Origin of the sequence: Rhizobium sp. CG5, assembly GCF_023701945.1 — a bacterium.
GTDB lineage: Bacteria > Pseudomonadota > Alphaproteobacteria > Rhizobiales > Rhizobiaceae > Allorhizobium.
Genome location: NZ_JABAEF010000012.1, coordinates 185,713 through 208,241, shown reverse-complemented (window position 1 = coordinate 208,241; position 22,529 = coordinate 185,713). Strand labels below are relative to the sequence as shown.

Annotated in this window: 19 protein-coding genes and 1 riboswitch; of the genes, 6 read left to right on the top strand and 13 right to left on the bottom strand. The window is 62.4% G+C overall.

Features of this window, described 5'->3' with window-relative positions; all coding sequences use genetic code 11:
• On the top strand, positions 1–566 hold a 566-nt coding region (locus HGO38_RS19970; protein WP_250957652.1), incomplete at its 5' end, for a hypothetical protein.
• Between the two features lie 116 nt (positions 567–682).
• Here the strand turns inward: HGO38_RS19970 and HGO38_RS19965 are convergent.
• From HGO38_RS19965 to HGO38_RS19945, 5 genes are all read right to left on the bottom strand, one after another.
• Entirely contained in the window at positions 683–1,300 is a 618-nt protein-coding gene (locus HGO38_RS19965) for an ABC-type transport auxiliary lipoprotein family protein (protein ID WP_250957651.1), read from the bottom strand.
• A gap of 29 nt (positions 1,301–1,329) precedes the next feature.
• The gene (locus tag HGO38_RS19960; protein WP_250957650.1) at positions 1,330–2,700 is read right to left on the bottom strand and encodes an MlaD family protein; all 1,371 of its coding nucleotides are present in this window, start codon (positions 2,698–2,700) and stop codon (positions 1,330–1,332) included.
• Between the two features lie 9 nt (positions 2,701–2,709).
• Complete coding sequence (locus tag HGO38_RS19955) at positions 2,710–3,531, bottom strand: ABC transporter ATP-binding protein (RefSeq protein ID WP_250957649.1); 822 nt, start codon at positions 3,529–3,531, stop codon at positions 2,710–2,712.
• A gap of 10 nt (positions 3,532–3,541) precedes the next feature.
• Positions 3,542–4,690 (bottom strand): ABC transporter permease, encoded by a 1,149-nt coding sequence (locus HGO38_RS19950; RefSeq protein ID WP_250957648.1) that lies wholly within the window; start codon positions 4,688–4,690, stop codon positions 3,542–3,544.
• A gap of 263 nt (positions 4,691–4,953) precedes the next feature.
• Complete coding sequence (locus HGO38_RS19945; RefSeq protein ID WP_250957659.1) at positions 4,954–5,787, bottom strand: UDP-2,3-diacylglucosamine diphosphatase; 834 nt, start codon at positions 5,785–5,787, stop codon at positions 4,954–4,956.
• A gap of 278 nt (positions 5,788–6,065) precedes the next feature.
• On the opposite strand from HGO38_RS19945, the gene HGO38_RS19940 reads away from it, so the two are divergent.
• Both HGO38_RS19940 and HGO38_RS19935 read left to right on the top strand, forming a co-directional pair.
• Positions 6,066–8,378: an NADP-dependent malic enzyme gene (locus HGO38_RS19940; RefSeq protein ID WP_250957647.1), complete on the top strand. Its 2,313-nt coding sequence runs from the start codon at positions 6,066–6,068 to the stop codon at positions 8,376–8,378.
• 185 nt (positions 8,379–8,563) lie between these two features.
• Complete coding sequence (locus tag HGO38_RS19935; protein ID WP_250957646.1) at positions 8,564–9,649, top strand: DUF2865 domain-containing protein; 1,086 nt, start codon at positions 8,564–8,566, stop codon at positions 9,647–9,649.
• A gap of 120 nt (positions 9,650–9,769) precedes the next feature.
• Here the strand turns inward: HGO38_RS19935 and bluB are convergent, their stop codons facing one another.
• The 3 genes from bluB to HGO38_RS19920 form a co-directional block, all read right to left on the bottom strand.
• Positions 9,770–10,456 (bottom strand): 5,6-dimethylbenzimidazole synthase, encoded by a 687-nt coding sequence (gene bluB, locus HGO38_RS19930; RefSeq protein ID WP_250957645.1) that lies wholly within the window; start codon positions 10,454–10,456, stop codon positions 9,770–9,772.
• Between the two features lie 45 nt (positions 10,457–10,501).
• Positions 10,502–10,706, bottom strand: a riboswitch (cobalamin riboswitch).
• A 41-nt stretch (positions 10,707–10,747) separates the two neighbouring features.
• Entirely contained in the window at positions 10,748–11,581 is an 834-nt protein-coding gene (locus HGO38_RS19925) for a TolB family protein (protein ID WP_250957644.1), read from the bottom strand.
• A gap of 94 nt (positions 11,582–11,675) precedes the next feature.
• Positions 11,676–13,355, bottom strand: a complete 1,680-nt coding sequence (locus tag HGO38_RS19920; protein ID WP_250957643.1) for an NAD+ synthase — start codon at positions 13,353–13,355, stop codon at positions 11,676–11,678.
• Between the two features lie 222 nt (positions 13,356–13,577).
• Between HGO38_RS19920 and HGO38_RS19915 the strand changes: the two genes are divergently transcribed.
• Both HGO38_RS19915 and HGO38_RS19910 read left to right on the top strand, forming a co-directional pair.
• Positions 13,578–15,473: an LTA synthase family protein gene (locus tag HGO38_RS19915; protein WP_502941602.1), complete on the top strand. Its 1,896-nt coding sequence runs from the start codon at positions 13,578–13,580 to the stop codon at positions 15,471–15,473.
• A 163-nt stretch (positions 15,474–15,636) separates the two neighbouring features.
• Positions 15,637–16,620, top strand: a complete 984-nt coding sequence (locus HGO38_RS19910; protein WP_250957642.1) for a hypothetical protein — start codon at positions 15,637–15,639, stop codon at positions 16,618–16,620.
• Here the strand turns inward: HGO38_RS19910 and HGO38_RS19905 are convergent.
• The 5 genes from HGO38_RS19905 to rpiA all read right to left on the bottom strand — a co-directional run bounded on the left by HGO38_RS19905 (position 16,545) and on the right by rpiA (position 21,677).
• Positions 16,545–16,970: a GFA family protein gene (locus tag HGO38_RS19905; RefSeq protein WP_250957641.1), complete on the bottom strand. Its 426-nt coding sequence runs from the start codon at positions 16,968–16,970 to the stop codon at positions 16,545–16,547. The genes HGO38_RS19910 and HGO38_RS19905 overlap by 76 nt on opposite strands.
• Before the next feature lie 118 nt (positions 16,971–17,088).
• Entirely contained in the window at positions 17,089–18,465 is a 1,377-nt protein-coding gene (locus HGO38_RS19900) for a class II 3-deoxy-7-phosphoheptulonate synthase (protein WP_250957640.1), read from the bottom strand.
• 410 nt (positions 18,466–18,875) lie between these two features.
• On the bottom strand, positions 18,876–20,264 hold the full coding sequence (gor, locus tag HGO38_RS19895; protein ID WP_250957639.1) for a glutathione-disulfide reductase: 1,389 nt from the start codon (positions 20,262–20,264) through the stop codon (positions 18,876–18,878).
• A 146-nt stretch (positions 20,265–20,410) separates the two neighbouring features.
• Positions 20,411–20,959 carry a DUF2059 domain-containing protein gene (locus HGO38_RS19890; RefSeq protein ID WP_250957638.1) on the bottom strand — a complete coding sequence of 183 codons (549 nt, stop codon included), beginning with the start codon at positions 20,957–20,959 and terminating at the stop codon, positions 20,411–20,413.
• A gap of 19 nt (positions 20,960–20,978) precedes the next feature.
• Positions 20,979–21,677: a ribose-5-phosphate isomerase RpiA gene (rpiA, locus tag HGO38_RS19885; protein WP_250957637.1), complete on the bottom strand. Its 699-nt coding sequence runs from the start codon at positions 21,675–21,677 to the stop codon at positions 20,979–20,981.
• A gap of 149 nt (positions 21,678–21,826) precedes the next feature.
• On the opposite strand from rpiA, the gene gph reads away from it, so the two are divergent.
• The gene (gene gph, locus HGO38_RS19880; RefSeq protein WP_250957636.1) at positions 21,827–22,504 is read left to right on the top strand and encodes a phosphoglycolate phosphatase; all 678 of its coding nucleotides are present in this window, start codon (positions 21,827–21,829) and stop codon (positions 22,502–22,504) included.
• Positions 22,505–22,529: the final 25 nt, after the last annotated feature.

Sequence of the window (22,529 nt, the reverse complement as noted above, 5' to 3'; positions counted from 1 at the left end):
CCGCCGAGCCGCTTGGCCTGCGCGGTAGCCTGACGCTCGGCACCAGTGCCGCGCCGGTGGCGCTTCGCGAGGAAACCAGCGGCGGATGGATCAGCGACCTGTTGCGCGGCGCGTCGCGCGAGGAGCCGCTGGAGGCTGCCCCGACGATCCGTGCTGCAGCACCCCGCCCGGCTCCCGAAGCCGCACCGGCACCCCGGGTTACGGACAACCGCAATCCGAAGCATATGGTGGAATCGCTGAACTCGCTGTCGGTCGATATCGCCCGCGCCATCGATCACGATGCCTCGGTCGACCTGTGGCGCCGCTATCAGCGCGGCGAGCGCGACGTGTTCACGCGCCGGCTCTACACGCTGAAGGGCCAGCAGACCTTCGACGAGATCAAGCGCAAGTATGACCGCGAACCGGAATTCCGCACCGCCGTCGACCGCTATATCGCCGACTTCGAAAAGCTGCTTGCCGACGTTGCCCGCACAGACCGCGACAAGTCCGTGACCCAGTCATACCTGACCTCCGATACCGGCAAGGTCTATACGATGCTGGCGCATGCGGCCGGCCGCTTCAGCTAAGCGGCACAGCCGCCAGCGACCAGACAAAAAAAGCCCCGGATCGTTGTCGATCCGGGGCTTTTTGATGGGAAGATTATAGGACTGCTGCGGCCCGTCACAGGGCCGTAAGTGTCGGATCAGATGGCGTTCAGCGTCCAGGTAACGATCTCGCCGGTCACTGCGGCAAAGGCATTGTCGAGGGCGGAGATGTAAGCGGTGTTTTCCGTGCCGCGGCTTGGAACCGTGGCTTTGAACACTTTCTGCGCGGCGATCGAGCCGTTGCGATCGTTGAGGATCTTCACCGAGATCTCGACGACTGCCTGGTCGGCACCCGACGTATCGATTTCGAAGGCGCGGATATCGGTGATCAGCTGGTAGTCGATCGCCAGTCCCTGCCCCGGCTTGCCGACGCCGCCGAGCTTGCCGGTGTTCTCGAAGGCTTCCACCAGCTTGGACTGCACCATGCGCGGCAGCTTGTCGCTCCACTGGGACTTCGACAGATACTGGACCTCGGACGCACTGACCCGCACCAGCACCATTTCGCTGTCGAGCGCCTTGAGCGCCGTCGGATCGGGCACGAGGAGCTGGCGACGGCTGGCAGCTGGCGCCGTTGTCGTCACCGCGGATGCCTGGAGATCATAGGTGTCATTTGAGGCTGCCGTGCCACAGCCTGACAGGCCCAGTGAAGCCAATGGCAAAACCACTACGGCGGCCAGCAAACCCCGTCGACGCAAAACCCGTTCAGATCCGCTCATGCTGTCCCATTCTCCTCGGTTCGCGCGGCTCATCGACGCGTCCGTCCGTCATATTGCTTGATCGTATCGCCGCCGAACAGCAGCCTTTGTGGATCGCGATCGAAATTACTAATCGCGTCGTCGAGGTTGCGCACCGTGTTGCGGGTATCATCCACCAGTGTCTCGATGTCTTTCAGCCCCGACGACGAGAAGCGCGCCAGATTGTCGGCGATCGGCCCGATCTTGGCATTCAGGTTGTCGGCCACGCCGCGGATCGATTCCAGAGTGCGGCGGGCTTCGGCCGACAGCGAATTGGTGTCGTCGGACCCCAGCAGCGCGTCCACCTTCTGCAGGATGCCGTCGACGCGGCTGGAAGCATTGTTGAGCTTGTTGGACAGCTGCGTGAAGTCGGTGATCGCCTGGTCGATGTCTTCCTGCCGCCCGCTGATGCGGGTGCTGAGGGCGGAGAATTCGGCAGCGGCCTTGCGGGCGTCAGCCACGGCGACCGACACGTCGTCGACCACCTGGGTGACCTTCTGGCTGTCGACGGAAGCGATCAGACCATCGATCTTGCCCAGCGTCACCTCGGCACTCTTGCCAAACTGGGTGAAGGTCTCGGCCGTTGCCGTAAAGCCGTCGACGGCCGTGCCGATCTTGTCGGATGCGGCGGCAATCTTGCCGGTGAAGGCCTCGGCATTGGCAAGGATGGTGTCCACCTTTTTCGGATCGACGGACCGCAGCAGCTCTTCGGCCGCCGAGAGGGTCGAATCGAGGCGACCGGACAGGCCGGTGACCGTATCGGACAGGGCGCTGACGCTGGTCAGGAACTTGTCGATGCCGTCGGCATTGTCGGCCAGCGCCTTGGAAAAGGTCTCGGCATTCTTGACCGTGTTGGTCAGAGGTCCCCGCGCATCGACGATGAAACCCTGGAGCTGGCCGATAGCATCGTCGGCACGCTTCAGGATCTTGTCGGCGGTCGCCAGAAGATTGGTGACACTCGACTGATCGGCAACCAGCATGGCCGGCTCGCCGGATGCCATGGCATTGGCCAGAATGTTTTCGCCGGCGGCCTCGCCGCCAGACATTTCGATGTAGGCGGCTCCCGTCAGGCCCTGAATTTCCAGAATCGCCTTGGTGGTGTTGCGGATCGGAGCATCCGCCTGCACTTCGGTGGCGGCCACGGAAAACTTCGGATCGTCGCGATCAATGTAGAGATTGCGAACGGAGCCGACCTGGATACCGTTGAAGCGCACAGGGGAGCCGACGCTCAGGCCGTTGGCGGAGCCCGGAATGCGAATGTTGAGCGGCGCCATCGGACCGCCGCGCCCATACTCGGCCATCCAATAGACGAAGCCGAAGGCGGCCGCGATGACCATGACGGTAAAAAACCCGACGATTGCGTAATTGGCTTTGGTTTCCATCAGTCTCAATCACTCTTGCGGATTTTCAATGGCCGGATCGGGCCGTGGAATGGAGCGCGCACGCTTGCCTCTGAAATAGGTCTTCACCCACTCATCCTCGCAGGCAAGCATATCTTCCAGCGTACCTTCCACCAATACACGCTTCTCGCCCAATACGGCAATGCGGTCACAGGCGGAAAACAGGCTGTCGAGATCGTGGGTCACCATGTAGACGGTGAGCCCCAGCGTATCGCGCAGGCGCATGATCAACTCGTCGAATTCGGCAGCCCCGATCGGGTCGAGGCCGGAGGTCGGTTCGTCGAGGAAAACAAGATCGGGGTCAAGGGCAAGGGCACGGGCGAGAGCCGCGCGCTTGATCATGCCGCCGGACAGTTCGGAGGGGTATTTGTCGCCGGCATCGGCGTCCAGCCCGACCATCTCGATCTTCAGATAGGCGAGTTCGTCCATCAGCCATTTCGGCAGCTGCAGATATTCGCGCATCGGCAGCTGGATGTTTTCCTTGACGGTCAGCGAGGAAAACAGCGCGCCCTGCTGGAACAGCACGCCGAGACGGGTATCCAGCCCCATGCGTTCCTCATCCGTGACCGCGTCATAATCGGCGCCGAGAATGGAGATCTTGCCGGCGCGGCGCGGCAGCAGACGCAGAACCGTGCGCATCAGCACCGACTTGCCGGCGCCGGATGCACCGACGAAGCCGAGAATCTCGCCGCGATAGATATCGAGATCGAGTTTGTCGAGAACGATCTTGTCGCCGAAACCGACGGTCAGGCCGCGCACCGACAGGACGGTTTCCCGCTTTTCGTTTGGAGGCTGCATTTCTGATTCGTTCATCCCGGCCTCCCTAGAAGTCTATGGCCGCGTAGAATATGGCAAACAGCCCATCCACGAGAATGACGACAAAAATGGATTTGACCACCGAGGCGGTGACGTGGCGGCCGAGCGATTCGGCGCTGCCGCCAACCTTCATGCCCTCGACGGCGGCGACGATGCCGATGATCAGCGCCATGAACGGCGCCTTGATCATGCCGGAGGCCAGCGTCGAATAGTCGACCGCATCGTGCAGGCGGGTGGCAAAGGTCTGGAAGGTGATGCCCGAATAGCTCCAGGTGACCACGGCGGCACCGTAAAGTGCTGCAAAATTGGCGATGATGGTCAAAAGCGGCAGGGCGATGGTCAGCGCCACCAGGCGCGGGAAGACCAGAACGCCGATCGGATTGAGGCCGATGACCTTGAGCGCGTCGATTTCCTCGCGCATCTTCATCGAGCCGATTTCCGCGGTGATGGCGCTGCCTGAGCGGCCGGCGATCATGATGGCGGTCAGCAAGACGCCGATCTCGCGCAATTGCAGGATGCCGACCAGATCGACCACGAAGACTTCGGCGCCGAAATAGCGCAGCTGGAAGGCGCCCTGCTGGGCGATGATCGCGCCGATCAGGAACGACATCAGCACGATGATCGGCACGGCGCGAACGCCCATATGATCCAATTGATTGACGACCGAGGCCGGCGAGACGCCGGTGCCGCGGCCTTTCTTGGCCTGCGCGCCGCGCACGGCAGAGCCGAGCACATACATCATGGCGACCGCATCCAGCCAAAGTCCCGAGGCCAGTTCGCCGACGGGCGCAAAGACCCGCTGAAACAGCGGAACATGCAGCGCCACCTTTTTCGGCACGGCAACGCTTTCCGGCAAGGCATCGACCAGTTCGCGCATCTGATCATCGGAACTGACGATTTCGACCGAACCGCCCTTTTCGCGCGCCGCGTTCACCATGCGCCGCACCAGCCAGGCGCCGGCCATGTCCATGCTTGAAATGCCGGACAGGTCGATCTCGACCACGTTCTGGCCGTCGGCGCCGAGGGTATCGAGCTGCTTCAGCACAGACTCTAGGCTGTCATTGCGCCAGCGCCCGGTCAGAATCAGCCGCCGCCCAGCCCCTTCAGCCGCATCTTCGGCTGCCAGCGCAGCGGTGTCCTGTTGTGGCGACGTCAAGATGATCTAAACTTTCCAGGCTTTCGGCCGCGTTGAACCGGTTACTCAAGGCGGATGCCGAAGAGTCGTCTATTAACGCAATATAGCCTGCCTTCTCAGCAATTCCATGGCCCCGCTGCACTAAACGCCGCCGCGTTACCCAGCAGCAACACCATTCTTTGGCGCGCGGCCTTCATGCGCCTGGGATTGTTGGAGAATGCGTAAGCGAAATGTCCGGTAGGCTGGGGATTTTCGACAGCAATCGGCGGTCGCCTGCGCCGAATTTAGGCTGCCTGCACGTCACCCGCCTTCACCGGTTCACCCGGCATGGCAACCGGCCTGTCGGCGGCCAGGGCCTTCAGCTCGACTGGCGCGCCGATGCGGTGTCCCCAGGAGATCAGCTCGAATCGACCGTCATAGTGCTCGGCAATCGCCGTGCAACTTTCCACCCAGTCGCCGGTATTGATGTAGTGGATTCCGTCGATATCCTCCATCACGGCATGGTGGATATGACCGCAGATGACGCCGTCGACCTCGTTGCGGCGGGCTTCCTCCACCACGACGCGCTGGAATTCCCCGATGAAGTTGACCGCCTGCTTGACCTGCAGTTTGGCCCAGGCCGAAAAAGACCAATATGGCAGGCCGATAAGGCGGCGGACACGGGCGAGAAGGATATTCATGGCGATGGCGGTGTCATAGGCCCAGTCGCCGAGATAGGCGAGGAGCCGCGCATTGCGCACCACCACGTCGAACTCGTCGCCATGCAGAACGAGATACTTCTTGCCGTCGGCCGCTTCGTGGATCATGCGCTCGGCCACTTCGATGCCGCCGAAATGGGAGCCGGGAAAGCCGCGCAGGAATTCGTCATGGTTGCCGGGTATATAGACGATACGTGTGCCCTTGCGCGCCTTGCGCAGCAGTTTCTGGACGACGTCGTTGCAATCCTGCGGCCAGTACCAGCTGCGTTTCAGCCGCCAGCCATCGACGATGTCGCCGACCAGGAAGATCGTATCCGCCTCATGGCAGCGCAGGAAATCGAGCAGGAAGTCGGTCTTGGCCGCCTTCGAGCCGAGATGCACGTCAGAAATGAACAGGGTTCTGAAATGCCGTGTGTCCATTGGTGCGTTCACAGGCGTCTTCCTCTTCGCGTCTTCCTGGATAGGCCTTCAAAACCAGAGTCTTGTTTCAGGAAGATGACAAAGTGCCATATGGCAGCAGCGCTGCGGGCAACGCCCGGACAAGTGTCACATTTCAGCCGAAAGACCGGCGTGACCGGCCAGATCATGCCCCGTCTGCGCCAGCAAATCCGCGCATAGGAGAATTATCCCCTCCCTCATCCGAGCATTTGTTGTATGGAGAGACTCCATGCCGCATTCACGACAGATCCGGGACGACCATGACTTTTGAGGACAAGACCAAGACTCCGCCAACACCGCAATCCGCCGATCTCGATTCGCAGGCGCTGTTTTACCATCGCTATCCCCGCCCCGGGAAACTGGAGATCCAGGCCACCAAGCCGCTTGGCAACCAGCGCGATCTGGCGCTTGCCTATTCGCCGGGCGTCGCCGCCCCCTGCCTGGCGATCCGCGACAATCCCGAGATGGCCGATGACTATACGGCCCGCGCCAATCTGGTGGCGGTGATTTCCAACGGCACCGCCGTGCTCGGCCTCGGCAATATCGGACCGCTGGCCTCCAAGCCGGTGATGGAAGGCAAGGCCGTCCTGTTCAAGAAATTCGCCGGCATCGACGTCTTCGACATCGAGATCGATGCGCCGGGCGTCGAGGCGATGGTCTCGACCGTCTCCGCCCTGGAGCCGACCTTCGGCGGCATCAACCTGGAAGACATCAAGGCGCCCGAGTGCTTCGAGGTCGAGCGCCTGCTGCGCGAGAAGATGAATATACCGGTTTTCCATGACGACCAGCATGGCACCGCCATCATCGTCGCTGCCGCCATCCTCAACGGTCTGGAACTGGCCGGCAAAAGCATCGACGATGTGAAGATCGTCGCCTCGGGTGCCGGGGCTGCCGCCCTTGCCTGCCTCAACCTGCTGGTGGCGCTCGGTGCCAAACCTGAAAACATCTGGGTGCACGATATCGAGGGCCTGGTCTACAAGGGCCGCAACGAATTGATGGACCCGTGGAAAGAGGTCTATGCCCAGGACAGCGACAAGCGCGTGCTGGCTGAAAGCATCGGCGGCGCCGATGTCTTCCTCGGCCTGTCGGCGGCCGGCGTGCTGAAGCCGGAACTGCTGGTGCAGATGGCGGAAAAGCCGCTGATCATGGCGCTGGCCAATCCGACGCCGGAAATCATGCCGGAACTGGCGCGCAGCGCCCGGCCCGATGCGATGATCTGCACCGGCCGGTCGGACTTCCCCAACCAGGTCAACAATGTCCTCTGCTTCCCCTATATCTTCCGCGGCGCGCTCGATTGCGGTGCCACGACGATCAACGAAGAGATGAAGATGGCGGCGGTCAAGGCGATCGCAGCGCTTGCCCGCGAGGAAGTCTCGGAAGTGGCCGCCAAGGCGGTGTCCGGCGAGGCGCCGATCTTCGGTCCGAACTATCTGATCCCCTCGCCGTTCGATCCGCGGCTGATCCTGCGCATCGCACCGGCGGTCGCCAAGGCTGCGGCCGACAGCGGCGTTGCCCGCCGTCCGATCACCGATTTCGACACCTATCTCGACCAGCTCAACCGTTTCGTGTTCCGCTCCGGCTTCGTGATGAAGCCGATCTTCACCAATGCCAAGACCGCCGCCAACAAGCGGGTGATCTTTGCCGAAGGCGAGGATGAGCGGGTGCTGCGCGCCGCCCAGGTGCTTCTGGAAGACGGCATCGGCAAGCCGATCCTGATCGGCCGCCCGCAGATCATCCAGTCCCGATTGGAGCGCTTTGGCCTGCGCATCCGGCCGGGCACCGACTTTGAGGTGGTGAACCCGGAAGACGATCCGCGCTACCGCGACTATGTCGACGAATATCTGGCGCTGGTCGGCCGGGCCGGCGTCAACCCGGAGGCCGCCCGCACCATCGTGCGCACCAGCAGCACGGTGATCGGCGCCCTGGCGGTCAAACGCGGCGATGCCGATGCGCTGATCTGCGGCGTCGAAGGCCGGTTCGACCGGCACCTGCGCGACGTGCGCCAGATCATCGGCAAAAAGCCGGGCGTCTGCGCCTTTTCCGGCCTCAGCCTGCTGATCTCGCAGCGCGGCGCGATCTTCCTGACCGACACGTTCGTCACCCACAATCCGCCGGCCGCCGAAATCGCCGAGATGACCATTCTGGCGGCCGAAGAAATTCGCCGTTTCGGCATCACGCCGCGCGCGGCCCTGCTCTCCCATTCGAACTTCGGCTCGCGGGACAGCGAAAGCGCCCGCAAGATGCGCGAGGCATTGGCGATCATCAAGCAGGCGGCACCGGAGCTTGAAGTGGACGGCGAAATGCAGGGCGGCTCGGCCCTGTCGGAGTCCTTGCGCAAGCGCGCCATGCCGGACAGCACGCTGACCGGCGAGGCCAATCTGCTGGTCTTCCCCAATCTCGACTCTGCCAATATCTCGCTCGGCATCGTGCGCACCATGATGGACGCCCTGCATGTCGGGCCGATCCTGCTGGGCGCTGCCCTGCCGGCTCATATCCTGTCGTCGTCGGTCACGTCGCGCGGCGTGGTCAACATGGCTGCCCTGGCGGTGGTCGAGGCATCGCAGCCCGCCTGATGGCGGATGAGAGTTGATGTTCCGCCGCGGGTCGGCGGGACATCTTCCGCTTGGAATTGTGCCTGCACTTAAGTTAAACGTGGATTACCGGTTGGCGCGGCCCGACCTGTCTTTTATGATGGCAGCGGTGTTGGCCGCGATCCGCGGCCTGTCGGTGCTGCAAATGACGCTATCGGACCTGTTTTGTGACCTTTGATCGGCCCATACTCACGCTTCTGCTGGCGGCTGTGATCGCCACGACGGCCACCCATGCCGGAGCTACAGCCGTGTGCGAAAGGTTGCGCGAGACATTGGCCCGCACCCCGGTCGTCGTCGGCGCCAGTTCGGAAATCCGCCAACATTCCAGCGCCATTGCCCGCCAGAACCTGGAGATCCGCAAGGTGCGGCACGACCTCAGGCAGATGGGTTGCGGCAATGGCAGCATCATCACCTACGGCAACAGCGATCAGAACATCTGCGTCGAGCTCTCGGATGCGCTGTCGCGCATGGAGGCCAACAAGCAGACGCTGGTCGAGAAGCGCAAGGCCATCGGCACCAGCAATGCCGACAGCAACCCGGCACGCCAGCGCATCCTGGCCGCCATCGATGCCAATGGCTGCAACGCGCTGCCAGAGCCTGCGCCGGAGCCGGTCGAGGCCGAGGCAGCTGCACCGGAGCTGCGGGGGCTGATCCGCCAGCCCGACAGCGACCGCAATGCTTTCGATGCCCTGGCCGACCAGCTGGGTCAGGATTACCCCAGCCATGGCGGCAATCTGCGTACCCTCTGCGTGCGCACCTGCGACGGCTCGTTCTTCCCGATCTCGGCCAATGCGACGCCGCTCAATTTCCGCCGCGATGCGCAAGTGTGCCAGCAGATGTGTCCCGGCACCGAGACCGAACTTTATTATCACTCAATCCTCACCGAGGAGAGTGCGGACATGGTGTCGGCCTCGACCGGGCAGCCCTATCGGTCCCTGCCGACGGCATTTTCCTATCTGAGCCGCCCGACCGGCGACAGGCCTGCCTGCGGATGCAATCTCACGGCCGAGCAGAAGAAGAGCCTGCCGGGCGGGCAGACGCCGGCGGGTGCTAGCTATTCCTCGATCACCGAATTCAAGACGAAGCCCGCTTCCCCGGCACCGGCGCAGCCACCGATCGCCATGCCGGAACGACCCTACAATCCGGCCGAAAGCCAGGTGCGGCGGGTGGGCCCGATGTTCCTGCCGACGGAAACGAGCAGCATCGATCTCAAGAACCCGGCTTTGCCGGGACCGCAGCCCGTGCAGCAATAAGGCGTGAGGTCGCATGGCCACGCACGAGCCCTGTGTTGCCCGCCGCTCCCAATTTGAATCATCGCTTCCGCTTACTCTTATGATTTTGCAGCGCATTTAACGATCAGTGACTGCGCCGTTTCAATCCTCGCCTTGCCAGGTCTCCTCGAAGATCATGTCCTCCAGCGGCAATCGCTGGCGCCAGCCTTTAACCTCCAGTTCCGGCCTCTCGTAAAGAGTATCGACATGGCCGACGCAGAGCCATCCGACAATTTCGACATGGAGCGGAATCGACAGGATCTCACGCAGGTCCTGCGCGTGAAAAATGCTGACCCAGCCGACGCCGAGGCCCTCGGTGCGGGCCGCAAGCCAGAGGTTCTGGATGGCGCAGACGGTCGAGTAACTGTCCATGCGCGGATTGTGGGTTCGCCCGAGCACGACCGGTCCGCCACGGGTCGGATCCGAGGTCACGCAGATGCCGAGCGGCGCCTTGAGGATACCTTCGAGCTTGAGCGACCGGTACAGCGCCTGCCGGTCCTCGGGAAACAGCGCGACCGCTTCCTCATTGGCGCGGCTGAAAGCCTGCCAGACCTTGCGGCGGCGTTGTTCATCCCGCACGGTGATGAAATTCCACGGCTGCATGAAGCCGACCGACGGCGCATGATGGGCGGCCAGAAGAATGCGGCGCAGCACATCGTCTGCCACCGGTGTGGGCAGGAATTCATTGCGGACATCACGCCTGGTCATGATCGCCCGGTAGACAGCGTCGCGCTCCTCGATGGAAAACGCGCCCGCCCGGACCAGAGGTTCCGCTGGTTCAGATTGCATCGTCAACTCCCCAACAATGCCTGCAACCGCCTGCCGTCCAAGCAGGACCGTCTATGATATCAGGCCGGTCTTCTGACTGGGCGTCATCTGAAAGCCGCAGCCTTCCCGACCGGATGGGGTCAGTGGCCTGGTTGCACAAAGGCAACCGCTTGCGGCAGACATCGGCCTTACAGCGTTGGGCACGTTCCGGACTTGCACCGAATTCCCGATTCTCCCGTCAAGGACGGGCACCTGATGGGTGACACTGGCCATAAAGCAGCCTTCAGTGCAAGTGAGGTCAGCCGATCCAGATCACCCGGCCACCGGGAAATAGCGCATATAGGCGAATTCCAAACCGTCCGGCGACCAGCACGGCACATTGATCGTGCCCTGCCCGCCAAACAATTCGAACAGGGTTTCGATGTTGCCGCCGTCCGGATCCATCAGGCGCAGCCGGACATCGAGATCGCGGGGATGATCGAAGACGTCGGGCGCGTAGGACAGCAGCAGCACCTTGGCTCCGTCCGGCGACGGATGGGGAAACCAGTCGCCAAAGCCATCATCGGTGATCTGCTCGACGTCCGTGCCATCGGGACGGATGCGCCAGATCTGCATCCGGCCGGTTCGGCTGGAGTTGAAATAGATCCACTGGCCGTCGGCGGAATAGTCGGGACCGTCATTGCGCCCTTCGCCGGATGTCAGCCGCCTCTCGTCGCTGCCATCGATGGCGATGGTGTAGATATCGAAGACATTGTCGCGAATGCCGCAATAGGTGAACCGCTGGCCATCCGGCGACCAGCCATGCCAGTAGGACGGCAAGTTCAAAGTCACCTGGCGGGGGTCTCCGCCGGTCGACGGCAGGACATAGATGCAGGACTTGCCGTATTCCGTCTTGTCGGAGATGGCGATCAGCGTGCCGTCCGGCGATATGCCGTGATCATTGTTGATCCGGCCGGCAAAGCCGAGATTGATAGGCTGCGGCGGCGCACTGCCGTCGACCGGCAGCCGGTACATTCCGCCATCGCCGTTGATGAGCAGATGTTGCCCGTCAGGGGTCCAGTTGGGCGCCTCGAACAGCGCCTCGCTCTGCCAGACCACCCGATGGCTACGGCTCGCCAGGTTGAAAATCTCCAGCGAACTGCGCATCTGGCTCCCTCCCGAACCGGACCGAAAGCCGGTCTGTTTTTTGTTTTACGCAATTCCGGATGCAAAACCGGTTCCCACTTTTGCTGGAATTGCGCTAGCGGTCGCGGAACCGGTTGGTGATGGGATAGCGGCGGTCGCGGCCGAAATTCTTCTTGGTGATCTTGACGCCCGGCGCCGACTGGCGACGCTTGTATTCGGCGAGATAGAGCAGATGCTCGATGCGGTGCACGGTTGCGATGTCATGGCCGCGCGCCACGATATCCTCGACCGCCATTTCCTTCTCGACCAGGCATTCCAGGATATCGTCGAGCACCGGATAGGGCGGCAGCGAATCCTGGTCGGTCTGGTTGGGCCTGAGTTCCGCAGAAGGCGCCTTGGAGAGGATATTGGCCGGGATGACCTCGCCCGAAGGTCCCAGCGCACCCGGTGGCACGTGTTTGTTGCGCCAGGCCGACAGGGCATAGACCTGCATCTTGTAGAGGTCCTTGATCGGATTGAAGCCGCCGTTCATGTCGCCATATAGCGTCGCATAACCGACCGACATTTCCGACTTGTTGCCGGTTGTCACCACCATCGAGCCGAACTTGTTGGAGATCGCCATCAGGATCGTGCCGCGGGTGCGGCTCTGCAGGTTTTCCTCGGTGATGCCGCTTTCGGTTCCCTCGAACATGTCGGCGAGCGCCGAGAGAAAGCCTTCGACCGGCTCTGCAATCGGCACGATGTCGTAGTGGCAGCCGAGCGCCTTGGCGCAGGCGGCCGCGTCCGCGAAGGATTCCTCCGAGGTGTAGCGGTAGGGCAGCATGACCGTGCGCACCCGCTCCTCGCCCAGCGCATCGACGGCAATGGCCGCGCAGATCGCTGAATCGATGCCGCCCGACAGGCCGAGCACGACGCTCTTGAAGCCGTTCTTGTTCACATAGTCGCGAAAGCCGAGCATGCAGGCGCGGTAATCGGCCTCTTCGGCCTCCGGCACATGGGACATGACGCCCTCGTCGCAGCGCCAGCCATCGGCCTCGCGGCGCCAATTCGAGACGAACAGCGTCTCCTCGAACTGGCTCATCTGGAAGGCAAGCGTCTTGTCGGCATTGAAGCAGAAGCTCGCGCCGTCGAACACCAACTCGTCCTGCCCACCCAACTGATTGGCATAGACCATGGGAAGGCCGGTTTCGATCACCTGCTTCAGGACGACCTGGTGGCGAATATCCACCTTACCCCTGTAGTAGGGCGAGCCGTTGGGCACCAGCAGCATTTCCGCGCCAGATTCCGCCAGCGTCTCGCAAGCGCCGAGATCGCCCCAGATATCCTCGCAGATCGGAATGCCGATGCGGACGCCACGGAAATTCACCGGCCCCGGCACATCGCCGGCGACAAACACGCGCTTCTCGTCGAACTCGCCATAATTGGGCAGGTCGATCTTGTCGCGGATCGCCACAATGCGGCCGCCGTCGACTACGGCCACGGAATTGTGCCGCCCCTTGTCGCCCTGGCGCGGGAAGCCGACCACAATGCCGGGGCCGCCATCGGCCGTATCGGCGGCGAGTTCCTCGACGGCGGACAGGCAGTTGCGCAGGAAGGACGGCTTCAGCACCAGATCCTCCGGCGGATAGCCGGACAGGAACAGTTCCGTCAGCAAAAGCAGGTCGGCGCCCTGGGCGGCGGCCTCGGCCCGCGCCTCGCGCGCCTTGGCAAGGTTGCCGACCACGTCGCCAACCGTCGGATTGAACTGCGCAATCGCGATGCGCAACGTGTCGGGTCTGGTCGGTGTGTCGCTCATGACAATCGTTTACCGCGCGCCGCATGGCTGTGCAACGCCGCAGCACGAAAATCCGGAAGGCACCACCCTCGCAAGGCGCCAAAAACCGGGGACATCGGTGAGGCCAAGGCTGGTTCATGTAGCGTTCATGACGGCCATGTGACATTCAGATGAAATATTTATGACGATTGGACTCCGCTCTTGGTCGAAGTTGCCTCCAAACTCCAGACAGCCAGAAAAATAATCGCCTTTGCGGCGGCTCGCTCTGAGGTTGACGACACTCGGGCGCAGGCCCTGCGGGGAGCGATCTGCGTCGTCAATTCGCTGCTGCTGGCGGCGCTGACGGTCATGGGTGTCGAGTGGCTGGCGCGCGGCAGCCTTGATGACGTCGCCGAGTTCATGACCTCGCTGTCGCGCCCCGGCCTGACGGCGATCGGCCTTCTGTTCTTGATGATGCTGACGCTCGATGCGCTGCTCGGCCGGGCCTATCAATCGGCGCTTATCGTCGCGCCGGTCGCGCTGCTGCCGGCCTTCGTGTCCGGCCAGAAGCAGCTGTTCCTGTCCGATCCGCTCTATCCAAGCGACGTCCTGTTCGGCCGGCAGATCGCCGAACTGCTGCCCGTCATGGTGGCGGCCCGGCCGCTGGCCGCTGTGGCGATCTCGCTGTCTGCCGCGGCAGCGGTCGGCCTGCTCCTCTATTTCTGGTTCTTTGCCTGGCGCCGGTTTCCGGAATTGTCGGCGCGCTCCAAGCTGGCGCGCCTTGCCCTGGCGCTGCCGTCGATCGGCCTGTTCCTGCCGCTGATGGATTACGCCCACTATTCGCCGCTGCGCGATCGGCTCAACATCATTCCGATGATGTGGGACCAGACGGAAAACTACCGGCACAACGGATTTCTGCTGGCCTTCACCTTCAACCTGCCGATGGCCAAGATCACCGCCCCGGCCGGCTACAGCGCGGATACGATAGACGCCATCTCGCCGGGACCGACCATCGTACAGTTCGGGCCGCGCCGCGAACCTGATGTCATCATGGTCATGAGCGAATCCTTCTGGGACCCGACGCGGCTGACCAATGTCGGCCTGTCGCCCGACCCGATGCCAACGGTGCGGGAAAACCAGTCCGGCCACGTGTTTTCACCCGAGTTCGGCGGCATGACGGCCAATGTCGAATTCGAGGCGCTGACCGGATTTTCCAATGCCTATCTGCCCTATGGCAGCATTCCCTATCAGCAGTATGTGCGCCATCCCCTGCCGTCGCTGGCGACCTTCTTCCGTTCGAAAGGCTATAGCGCCAAAGCCTTCCATCCCTTCCAGAGCTGGTTCTGGAACCGCAGCGATGTCTATTCGTCCTTCGGCTTCGAGAGCTTCTTATCCGAGGAAAACCTGCCGCCGATGGAAAAGCGCGGCATCTTCGCCTCCGACGAGGCCCTGACGCGGGAAATCATCCGCCAGGCCGACAATGCCGAAGACCCGTTCTTCTACTTCGCGGTCTCGCTGCAGGGCCATGGACCCTATGAGGCGAACCGCTATGCGCGGAACACCATTTCAGTCTCGGCCCCCGGCTTGTCCCCGCAAAGCCAGGACGCCGTCGCAACGTTCGCCCAGGGCGTCCGCGAGGCCGACCACAGCCTGAAGATGCTGATGGACTGGGCCAAGGGCCGTGACCGGGAAACGATCATCGTGCTGTTCGGTGACCATCTGCCGCCGCTCGGCAGCGTCTATCCGGAAAGCGGCTTCATGACAGATCAGGTCGCCACCCGCAAAGCCTTGCCTCTGGTGATGAAACGCCAGCACGAGACGCCGCTGGTGATCTGGTCGTCGAAAAAGGGCCTGCAGAAGGATGTCGGCACGATCAGCCCCTCGCTGCTGCCCTTTCATATCGTCAAGCTGGCCGGCTTCAGGCACCCCTATTACACCGGCCTGCTGGGTCGTGTGCAGCGCCAGTACGGCATCATCGACCGCTACCAGCTGATCGGCCGCGACGGGCTTGCCCAGCCGGACTGGAGCCTGTCTGGCGGGCGGATCGACCCGGCCATTCGAGATCAGCAATTGCTGCAGCATGACATGATGTTCGGCGATCGTCACGGTGCCGAGCGCTTCTTCCCGGAAGACGCCGACCGGCGGGATCCGTCAAGCTGACACGGCTCTACCGGCCAGGCCGACGGCGGCATGACTTTTGAGCCGACGCAGGACCGTTTGTCATAAAAAAATCGTTGACACCGCAGCCCGGAGGATTTCTGTATCGCGGAGTTGTGTTGCCTTTATCCACCACGGATGACTTAAGAGTACTGTCGATATCTCCATGCTTCAGGAATTGGATAGCGTCTTTTCCACCAGACGGGCTTTGAGCCGCGAGCAAATCGCCGTTCATCCGCAATTCCCGGCGATCGAGCGGCAGATCGCCGAACACCTGATCGCGATCCATGACAAGACACCGCGTTTGTCGCGCCTCAAGGCCTCGCATCGCAAATGGCTGATGACCCATTCCCTCTATGCACTGTCGCTGCAGCGCGTTGAAAGCGACCCGCTTTCGGGCCTGACAGCGACGCGTTTCATCGAGATCGTCATGCAGCTTGGGGCTGCCAGCCGCAACACGGCGGCAGCGTTTCTGGCCGAAATGGTGGCCTACAAGTTCCTGCGCGATGTGGCCGGCGTCACCGACCGCCGGGTTCGGGTGCTTGAGACGACCGAGATCAGCAATCAGGCGATGATCAGCTGGTTCATGGGCCATATGGCCTGCCTCGATCAACTGGATGGTGGCGGGCGGGTTGCGGCCTGCACGGCCGATCCGCGCCTGTTTCGCATCGCCCAGCCGATCGCCGCTGCGATGCTGGTGGCCGACCCCGACTGGCGCAACCCGCCCGACAGCATCGGCCACTTCCTCAATTCCGACATGGGCGGCATGGTGCTGCATGACCTGATCGCCAGGCTGGATGCCGTGCCTGTTATGGCCGAGCAGATATCGATCGGCCCGGTGGCCCTGTCGGACCTCGGCGAACGATACCTGATTTCCGCCACCAATCTGAAGCGCATGTTCAAGCGGGCCGAAACCGAGGGCCTGCTCGGCTGGACCCTGCCACGCCGGCGCGGTGACCTCTTGTTGTCGCGCACCTTCCTTAGCGACTATTTCCGATGGCAGTCGGCGAAATTTGCCAGCCTCGACGAAGCCTATCTGATGGCAGCCGCAGAGCTTGGCAAAGGCGACAGCGCTCAGCCGGGCTCATCGACAGATCCCGTCACGGGCCGGCCCGCGTCAAACTTCGGCAATTCGTCGGCGATCTCGTAGAAATCGGCCTTGTCGGCGTAAAAGATATGGCTGCCGGTCAAAAGTCCGGCCGGCTGATCGAGCGCGCCGGCCAGGATCGAGACCTGATCCGCGCCGTCGCCACGCCAGAACAGGGCCGAGCCGCAGGTGCGGCAGAAGCCGCGCCCGGCATTGTCGCTCGACCGGTACCAGGTGACGTTTTCCGAGCCTGTTATCTCGACGTGGTCGTTGTCGACATCCGTCGTCGCATAGTAGAGGCCGGTCTGCTTGCGGCATTGGGAGCAATGGCAAAAGCTGACCGTGCCCACCGCGCCGCGGATCGTGAAGCGCACCGCGCCGCAAAGGCATGAGCCATTGTGATTTTCCTGCATATCGTCCGACCCTTGCCCAAAACAGAACCGGGCCAGCTTTGCCCAGCCGGCCCGGTTCGTCAATTTCAGACGGCTGATGGCAAGCATCAGCCAAATTCAAGCGACGGGGTTTGAGCCCCTAGCCGTTGGCAGCCATCATGCGCTTTTCGTCGCGGCCACCCTTCATCCGCTCGGCGAGCAGGAAGGCCAGTTCCAGGGCCTGGTCGGCATTGAGACGCGGGTCGCAATGGGTGTGGTAGCGATCCTGCAGGGCTTCCGCCGTCACGGTACGCGCACCGCCGGTGCATTCGGTCACATCCTTGCCGGTCATCTCGACATGGATGCCGCCCGGATGGGTGCCCTCGGCGCGGTGGATCTGGAAGAAGCTTTCGACTTCCGACAGGATCCGCTCGAACGGGCGGGTCTTGTAATGGTTGAGCGTGATCGTGTTGCCGTGCATCGGATCGCAGGACCATACCACCTTGCGGCCCTCGCGCTCGACGGCGCGGATCAGCTTCGGCAGATGATCGGCGACCTTGTCGTGGCCGAACCGGCAGATCAGCGTCAGCCGGCCGGCCTCGTTGGCCGGGTTCAGCGCGTCGATCAGCTCGATCAAATTGTCGGCCGTCAGGGACGGACCGCATTTGAGGCCGATCGGGTTCTTGATGCCGCGGAAATACTCCACATGGGCGTGGTCGAGCTGCCGGGTGCGGTCGCCGATCCAGATCATGTGGCCCGACGTCGCATACCAGTCGCCGGAGGTCGAATCGACCCGGGTCATCGCCTCTTCATAGCCGAGCAGCAGGGCTTCGTGGCTGGTGAAGAAGTCGGTTTCGCGCAGCGACGGCTGGTTTTCGGAATTGATGCCGATCGCCTTCATGAAATCCATGGTCTCGGAAATCCGGTCGGCGAGCTTGCGGTAGCGCTCGCCCTGCGGGCTGTCCTTGACGAAGCCAAGCATCCACTGATGGACGTTTTCCAGATTGGCATAGCCGCCCATGGCAAAGGCGCGCAACAGGTTGAGGGTTGCGGCCGACTGGCGGTAGGCCATCAGCTGACGTTCCGGATTGGGGATGCGCGCCTCTTCGGTGAACTCGATGCCATTGACGACATCGCCGCGATAGCTCGGCAGCTCGACACCGTCGATCGTTTCGAAATCCGACGAGCGCGGCTTGGCGAACTGGCCGGCAATGCGGCCAACCTTGACGACCGGCAGCTGGGCGCCGTATGTCAGCACGACAGCCATCTGCAGGAAGGCGCGGAAGAAGTCGCGGATCGTGTCGGCGCCATGCTCGGCAAAGCTCTCGGCGCAGTCGCCGCCCTGCAGCAGGAAGGCGTTGCCTTCGGCGACATTGGCCAGGTGCTTCTTCAGGCGGCGCGCCTCACCGGCGAAAACCAGCGGCGGAAAGGTTGCGAGCTGCGCCTCGGTGGCGCGCAGCGCTGCCTGGTCCGGATAGGCCGGAACCTGCTTGATAGGCTTCTGCCTCCAGCTGCTCGGGGTCCAATTCTGTGCCATGATCTTCACCTACTCTTGATGGGGCCACTACCTCCGGCCACCTTTGGTCGGGGGCTTATAAACTCTTAATGAAGTCTTGCAAAGCCGAAGTTTCCAACATCCGCACCGACTCGTTTACGCGCCTGCCGGTCGCACCCGGCGGCGAATTTTCAGTTCTGTTCGATTTTTTCGGCGGCATTAACGGATGCGCAACACTATGGACGCTAAGTGGAGCTGCACGATCAAAAGTTTCGATCGGGCAGAGCACCATGATGATGCCGCTTTCAGGTAGTGCGTAAGGCATTCATCATGCGTGGTCCCACCACGTCGTGTCGCCAACGACCTACCTCCCCTCGCTCGACCTCAAAAACCCGATCTGCCGCACCGCCCAAGCCCGTGGCGCGACCGGACGATCGCGCCAGATTTGCTGGTCAGACCCGCTCGCCGTTGCGGATCCGGTAGGTCGGGCTGTACATGGTCACCAGTTCCTCGGACGCGGTCGGATGCACGGCCATGGTGCGATCGAAATCGTCCTTGGTGCAGCCCGCCTTCAAGGTGATGCCGAGCAGCTGCGCCATTTCGCCGGCATCGTGGCCGAGAATATGGGCACCGACCACTTTGCGGTCGGCGGCATTGACGATCAGCTTCATGATGGTCTTGTCAGCCCGGCCCGACAGCGTTGCCTTCATCGGACGGAACTGGGCGCGATAGACCTCGATCTCTTCAAAGCGGCTGGCGGCCTGCTCTTCCGAAAGACCGACCGTGCCGATTTCCGGCTGGGAGAACACAGCCGTGGCAATCAAGTCATGATCGGGCGATGTCGGATTGTTCCTGAATTCGGTCTCGATGAAGCACATCGCCTCGTGAATGGCGACCGGCGTCAGCTGGACACGATCGGTCACGTCGCCCAAGGCGAAAATGCCCGGAACATTGGTGCGGGAATACTGATCGACGACGATGGCGCCGCGCTCGTTGACGGCAACACCGGCCGTTTCCAGGCCAAGGCCTGTGGTATAGGGATCGCGCCCGAGCGCCAGCATGACCTGATCGGCCGACAGGGCGCCACTGTTCCTGGTCTCTACTCTTAAGCCACCTGCAGCCGTCTTCGTCACCCTCTCGATCAGTTCCGAGCAGATGATGCGGATGCCTTTGCCTTCCATGGCCTGATGCAGGCCCTGGCGCATATCCTGGTCGAAACGCGACAGGATCTCCTTGCCGCGATAGATCAGGGTCGTGTCGACGCCGAGCCCGTGGAAGATATTGGCAAACTCGACCGCGATGTAGCCGCCGCCGGCAATCACGATGGAGTGCGGCAGCTCTTCGAGATGAAAGGCCTCGTTGGAGGTGATGCAAAGCTCGTGGCCCGGCAGCGAGGCATGGGGATTGGCGCCGCCGCCAACGGCAATGACGATCCGCTCAGCCGTCACCACCTGGCCGGTCTTGACCAGCCGGATGCTGTGCGGCCCGGTCAGTTCGGCGCGCGACTCGATGATCTCGGCGCCGGCATTTTCCAGACCCTTGCGGTAAAGCCCTTCCAGCCGGGTGATTTCCAGATCCTTGGCCGCGATCAGCTTCTTCCAGTCGAAGCTGCTTTCGCCAACCGTCCAGCCGAATCCTGCGGCATCCTCGAAATGTTCGTGGAACTGCGAGGCATAGACGAACAGCTTCTTCGGCACGCAGCCGCGGATGACGCATGTTCCGCCGAACCGGTATTCCTCGGCAATGGCGACCCGTTTGCCAAGGCCGGCGGCGAGCCGCGCGCTGCGCACGCCGCCGGAGCCGCCGCCGATCACGAAAAGATCATAGTCGAAAGAGGACATCGGCGGCTCCTGTGGAATATTCCAGAATGGGTTTGGCGGGGCGTATTGCAGGCCCTGATATAGGGTGCCGCAGTGCGAAATGAAAAGCCCGGAATTGCTTCCGGGCTTCAAAAATCAGCGGCTTGCGCCAGGGATGGGGTCCCGGATCAGGGCTTGGGCGCTTCAGTTGCTGCGGCCGGGGTCTGCATCTCGGTGCCGACGACCTTCAGCAGGGCTTCGTTGGCGTTCTTTTCCAGATCGCGTCCAACGCCGGCCGCCCAGATTTCGGCAGCCTTGCCCAGTTCGCGGTTGGCGATCGGCTGGTCCTTCAGGAGCTTCTTGCCGGTCTCGCTGGTGAAAAACTCGGCCATCCGGGTCAGGTCTTCCTGCGTGAAAGCCTTGGCGTAGACGAGCGCTGCTTCCTTTTCGAGGTCACCACGGCGCGGCGCCAAAGCCAGCGTCTGCTCATCGACTGTCTTGGTGATGGCATCCTCAAGATTGGGATAGGCCTGGATGAGCTGCGTCTTCAGGCGGCCGGACAGGCCGGGCAGAATATTGTCGAAACCATTGGTCACGCCGAGTGCTGCGATGGCGCTGCGGGCCGCCTGGACATGGGCTTCGGGAACGTCCTGCGCCTTGGCAGGAGCACCCAGCATGACGCATCCAACGACGAGGGCGGCAGCAGCGACGCGGCCGAAACCTTGATATCTGATCATGAAATTCAACGCTCCTGTTTTAAGTCTTTGCCTCAAGCACACGCGCACCGGCCGGACCGGCAATGATGGCAAGCGTGGCCAGGTTGATGAAAAGCCCGTGCTCGACGACGCCGGGTATGGAGTTCAGTGCTTCGGCCAAGGCCTCTGCATCAGGAATGCGGCCAAAAGATGCGTCCAGAATGTGATGGCCGCCATCCGTGGTGAAGACGCCGTCGCCAGAACTGCGCAGACGCAATTCCCCAGACAAACCAAGGGTTGCGGCCACTTTTTCGACGGCCAGCCGCGTCGAAACCTGACCATAGGGATTGATCTCGATGGGCAGGGGAAAGGATCCCAGCATGTCGACGACCTTGCTTTCATCGGCAATGACGATCATCCGCTGCGATGCCGCAGCGACGATCTTTTCGCGCAGCAGCGCGCCGCCGCCGCCCTTGATCAGCCGCAGACGCCCGTCGACCTCATCGGCGCCATCGATCGTCAGGTCCAGTTCCGGCAATTCGTCCAGCGACTTCAGCGGCACGCCAAGCTCGACGCACAGACGCGCCGTGCGCTCCGATGTCGGCACGCCTTCGACCTTCAGGCCGCCGGCAACCCGCTCGGCGAGCAGACGCACAAACTCCTCGGCGGTCGATCCCGTGCCGATGCCGAGCCGCATGCCATCCTCGACATGAGACAGTGCAGCCTCTGCCGCCTTTATCTTCATTTGGCGGATATCCATGCGCCAAAAGCTCCCGTCAGTTTCGTTGAAAGCTGTTTACACGGCTCTTCTGCCAAACGAAAGCCCTTTCACCGGGCCGAAACCGTTGCTTTTTTGGGTCTCTTACCCTAACCGCTTTGGGCAGGTTAATCCTGATCCGGAGCGCTGCCGTGACGACACCGACAATCGTATTCGACCTCGACGGAACATTGGTGGACACGGCACCAGACCTGGTCAGCAGTCTCAACCATACGATCGCCATCGCCGATCTGGCGCCGGTCGGCTTCGACGACCTGACGCACCTGGTCGGCCAGGGCGCCAAAGTGATGATCGAGCGGGCCTTTGCGCTGCGGGGATCGCCGCTCAACAGCGAAATGGTTCCGGCCCTGCTTGAGCGTTTCGTCGATCACTACAGCGCCACGATGCCAGGCTCCAGCCTGCCCTATCCGGGGCTGACGGCAGCGCTCGATCGGCTCGGGGCTGCCGGGTTCCGGCTGGCGGTGTGTACCAACAAGATGGAAAAGCTGGCGGTGCCGCTGATCGAGAGCCTCGGCCTTGCCCATTATTTCGCGGCGGTGACGGGCGGAGATACATTTGCCATGCGCAAGCCGGATGCCGGCCATCTGCTCGGTACGATCGAGCGGGCCGGCGGCGATGCGCGGTTCGCCGTGATGATCGGCGACAGCATCAACGATATCCTGGCGGCCAAGAATGCCAAGATTCCGTCTGTTGCCGTGCCGTTCGGCTATTCCGACGAACCGGTCGAGACGCTGGGTGCCGACGTGATCATCCGGCATTTCGATGAACTGACTCCAGCGCTTTTGACGGGCCTGCTGCAGAGGGCCTGACGGCCCCCTGCGATCGATCGAAGCC

Bases quoted from the DNA above. Each gene is read 5' to 3' on its own strand.
- HGO38_RS19965 (WP_250957651.1), bottom strand. From the start codon at position 1,300: ATGAGCGGATCTGAACGGGTTTTGCGTCGACGGGGTTTGCTGGCCGCC.
- HGO38_RS19960 (WP_250957650.1), bottom strand. From the start codon at position 2,700: ATGGAAACCAAAGCCAATTACGCAATCGTCGGGTTTTTTACCGTCATG.
- HGO38_RS19955 (WP_250957649.1), bottom strand. From the start codon at position 3,531: ATGAACGAATCAGAAATGCAGCCTCCAAACGAAAAGCGGGAAACCGTC.
- HGO38_RS19945 (WP_250957659.1), bottom strand. From the start codon at position 5,787: ATGGACACACGGCATTTCAGAACCCTGTTCATTTCTGACGTGCATCTC.
- HGO38_RS19940 (WP_250957647.1), top strand. From the start codon at position 6,066: ATGACTTTTGAGGACAAGACCAAGACTCCGCCAACACCGCAATCCGCC.
- bluB (WP_250957645.1), bottom strand. From the start codon at position 10,456: ATGCAATCTGAACCAGCGGAACCTCTGGTCCGGGCGGGCGCGTTTTCC.
- HGO38_RS19925 (WP_250957644.1), bottom strand. From the start codon at position 11,581: ATGCGCAGTTCGCTGGAGATTTTCAACCTGGCGAGCCGTAGCCATCGG.
- HGO38_RS19920 (WP_250957643.1), bottom strand. From the start codon at position 13,355: ATGAGCGACACACCGACCAGACCCGACACGTTGCGCATCGCGATTGCG.
- HGO38_RS19910 (WP_250957642.1), top strand. From the start codon at position 15,637: ATGCTTCAGGAATTGGATAGCGTCTTTTCCACCAGACGGGCTTTGAGC.
- HGO38_RS19905 (WP_250957641.1), bottom strand. From the start codon at position 16,970: ATGCAGGAAAATCACAATGGCTCATGCCTTTGCGGCGCGGTGCGCTTC.
- HGO38_RS19900 (WP_250957640.1), bottom strand. From the start codon at position 18,465: ATGGCACAGAATTGGACCCCGAGCAGCTGGAGGCAGAAGCCTATCAAG.
- gor (WP_250957639.1), bottom strand. From the start codon at position 20,264: ATGTCCTCTTTCGACTATGATCTTTTCGTGATCGGCGGCGGCTCCGGC.
- HGO38_RS19890 (WP_250957638.1), bottom strand. From the start codon at position 20,959: ATGATCAGATATCAAGGTTTCGGCCGCGTCGCTGCTGCCGCCCTCGTC.
- rpiA (WP_250957637.1), bottom strand. From the start codon at position 21,677: ATGGATATCCGCCAAATGAAGATAAAGGCGGCAGAGGCTGCACTGTCT.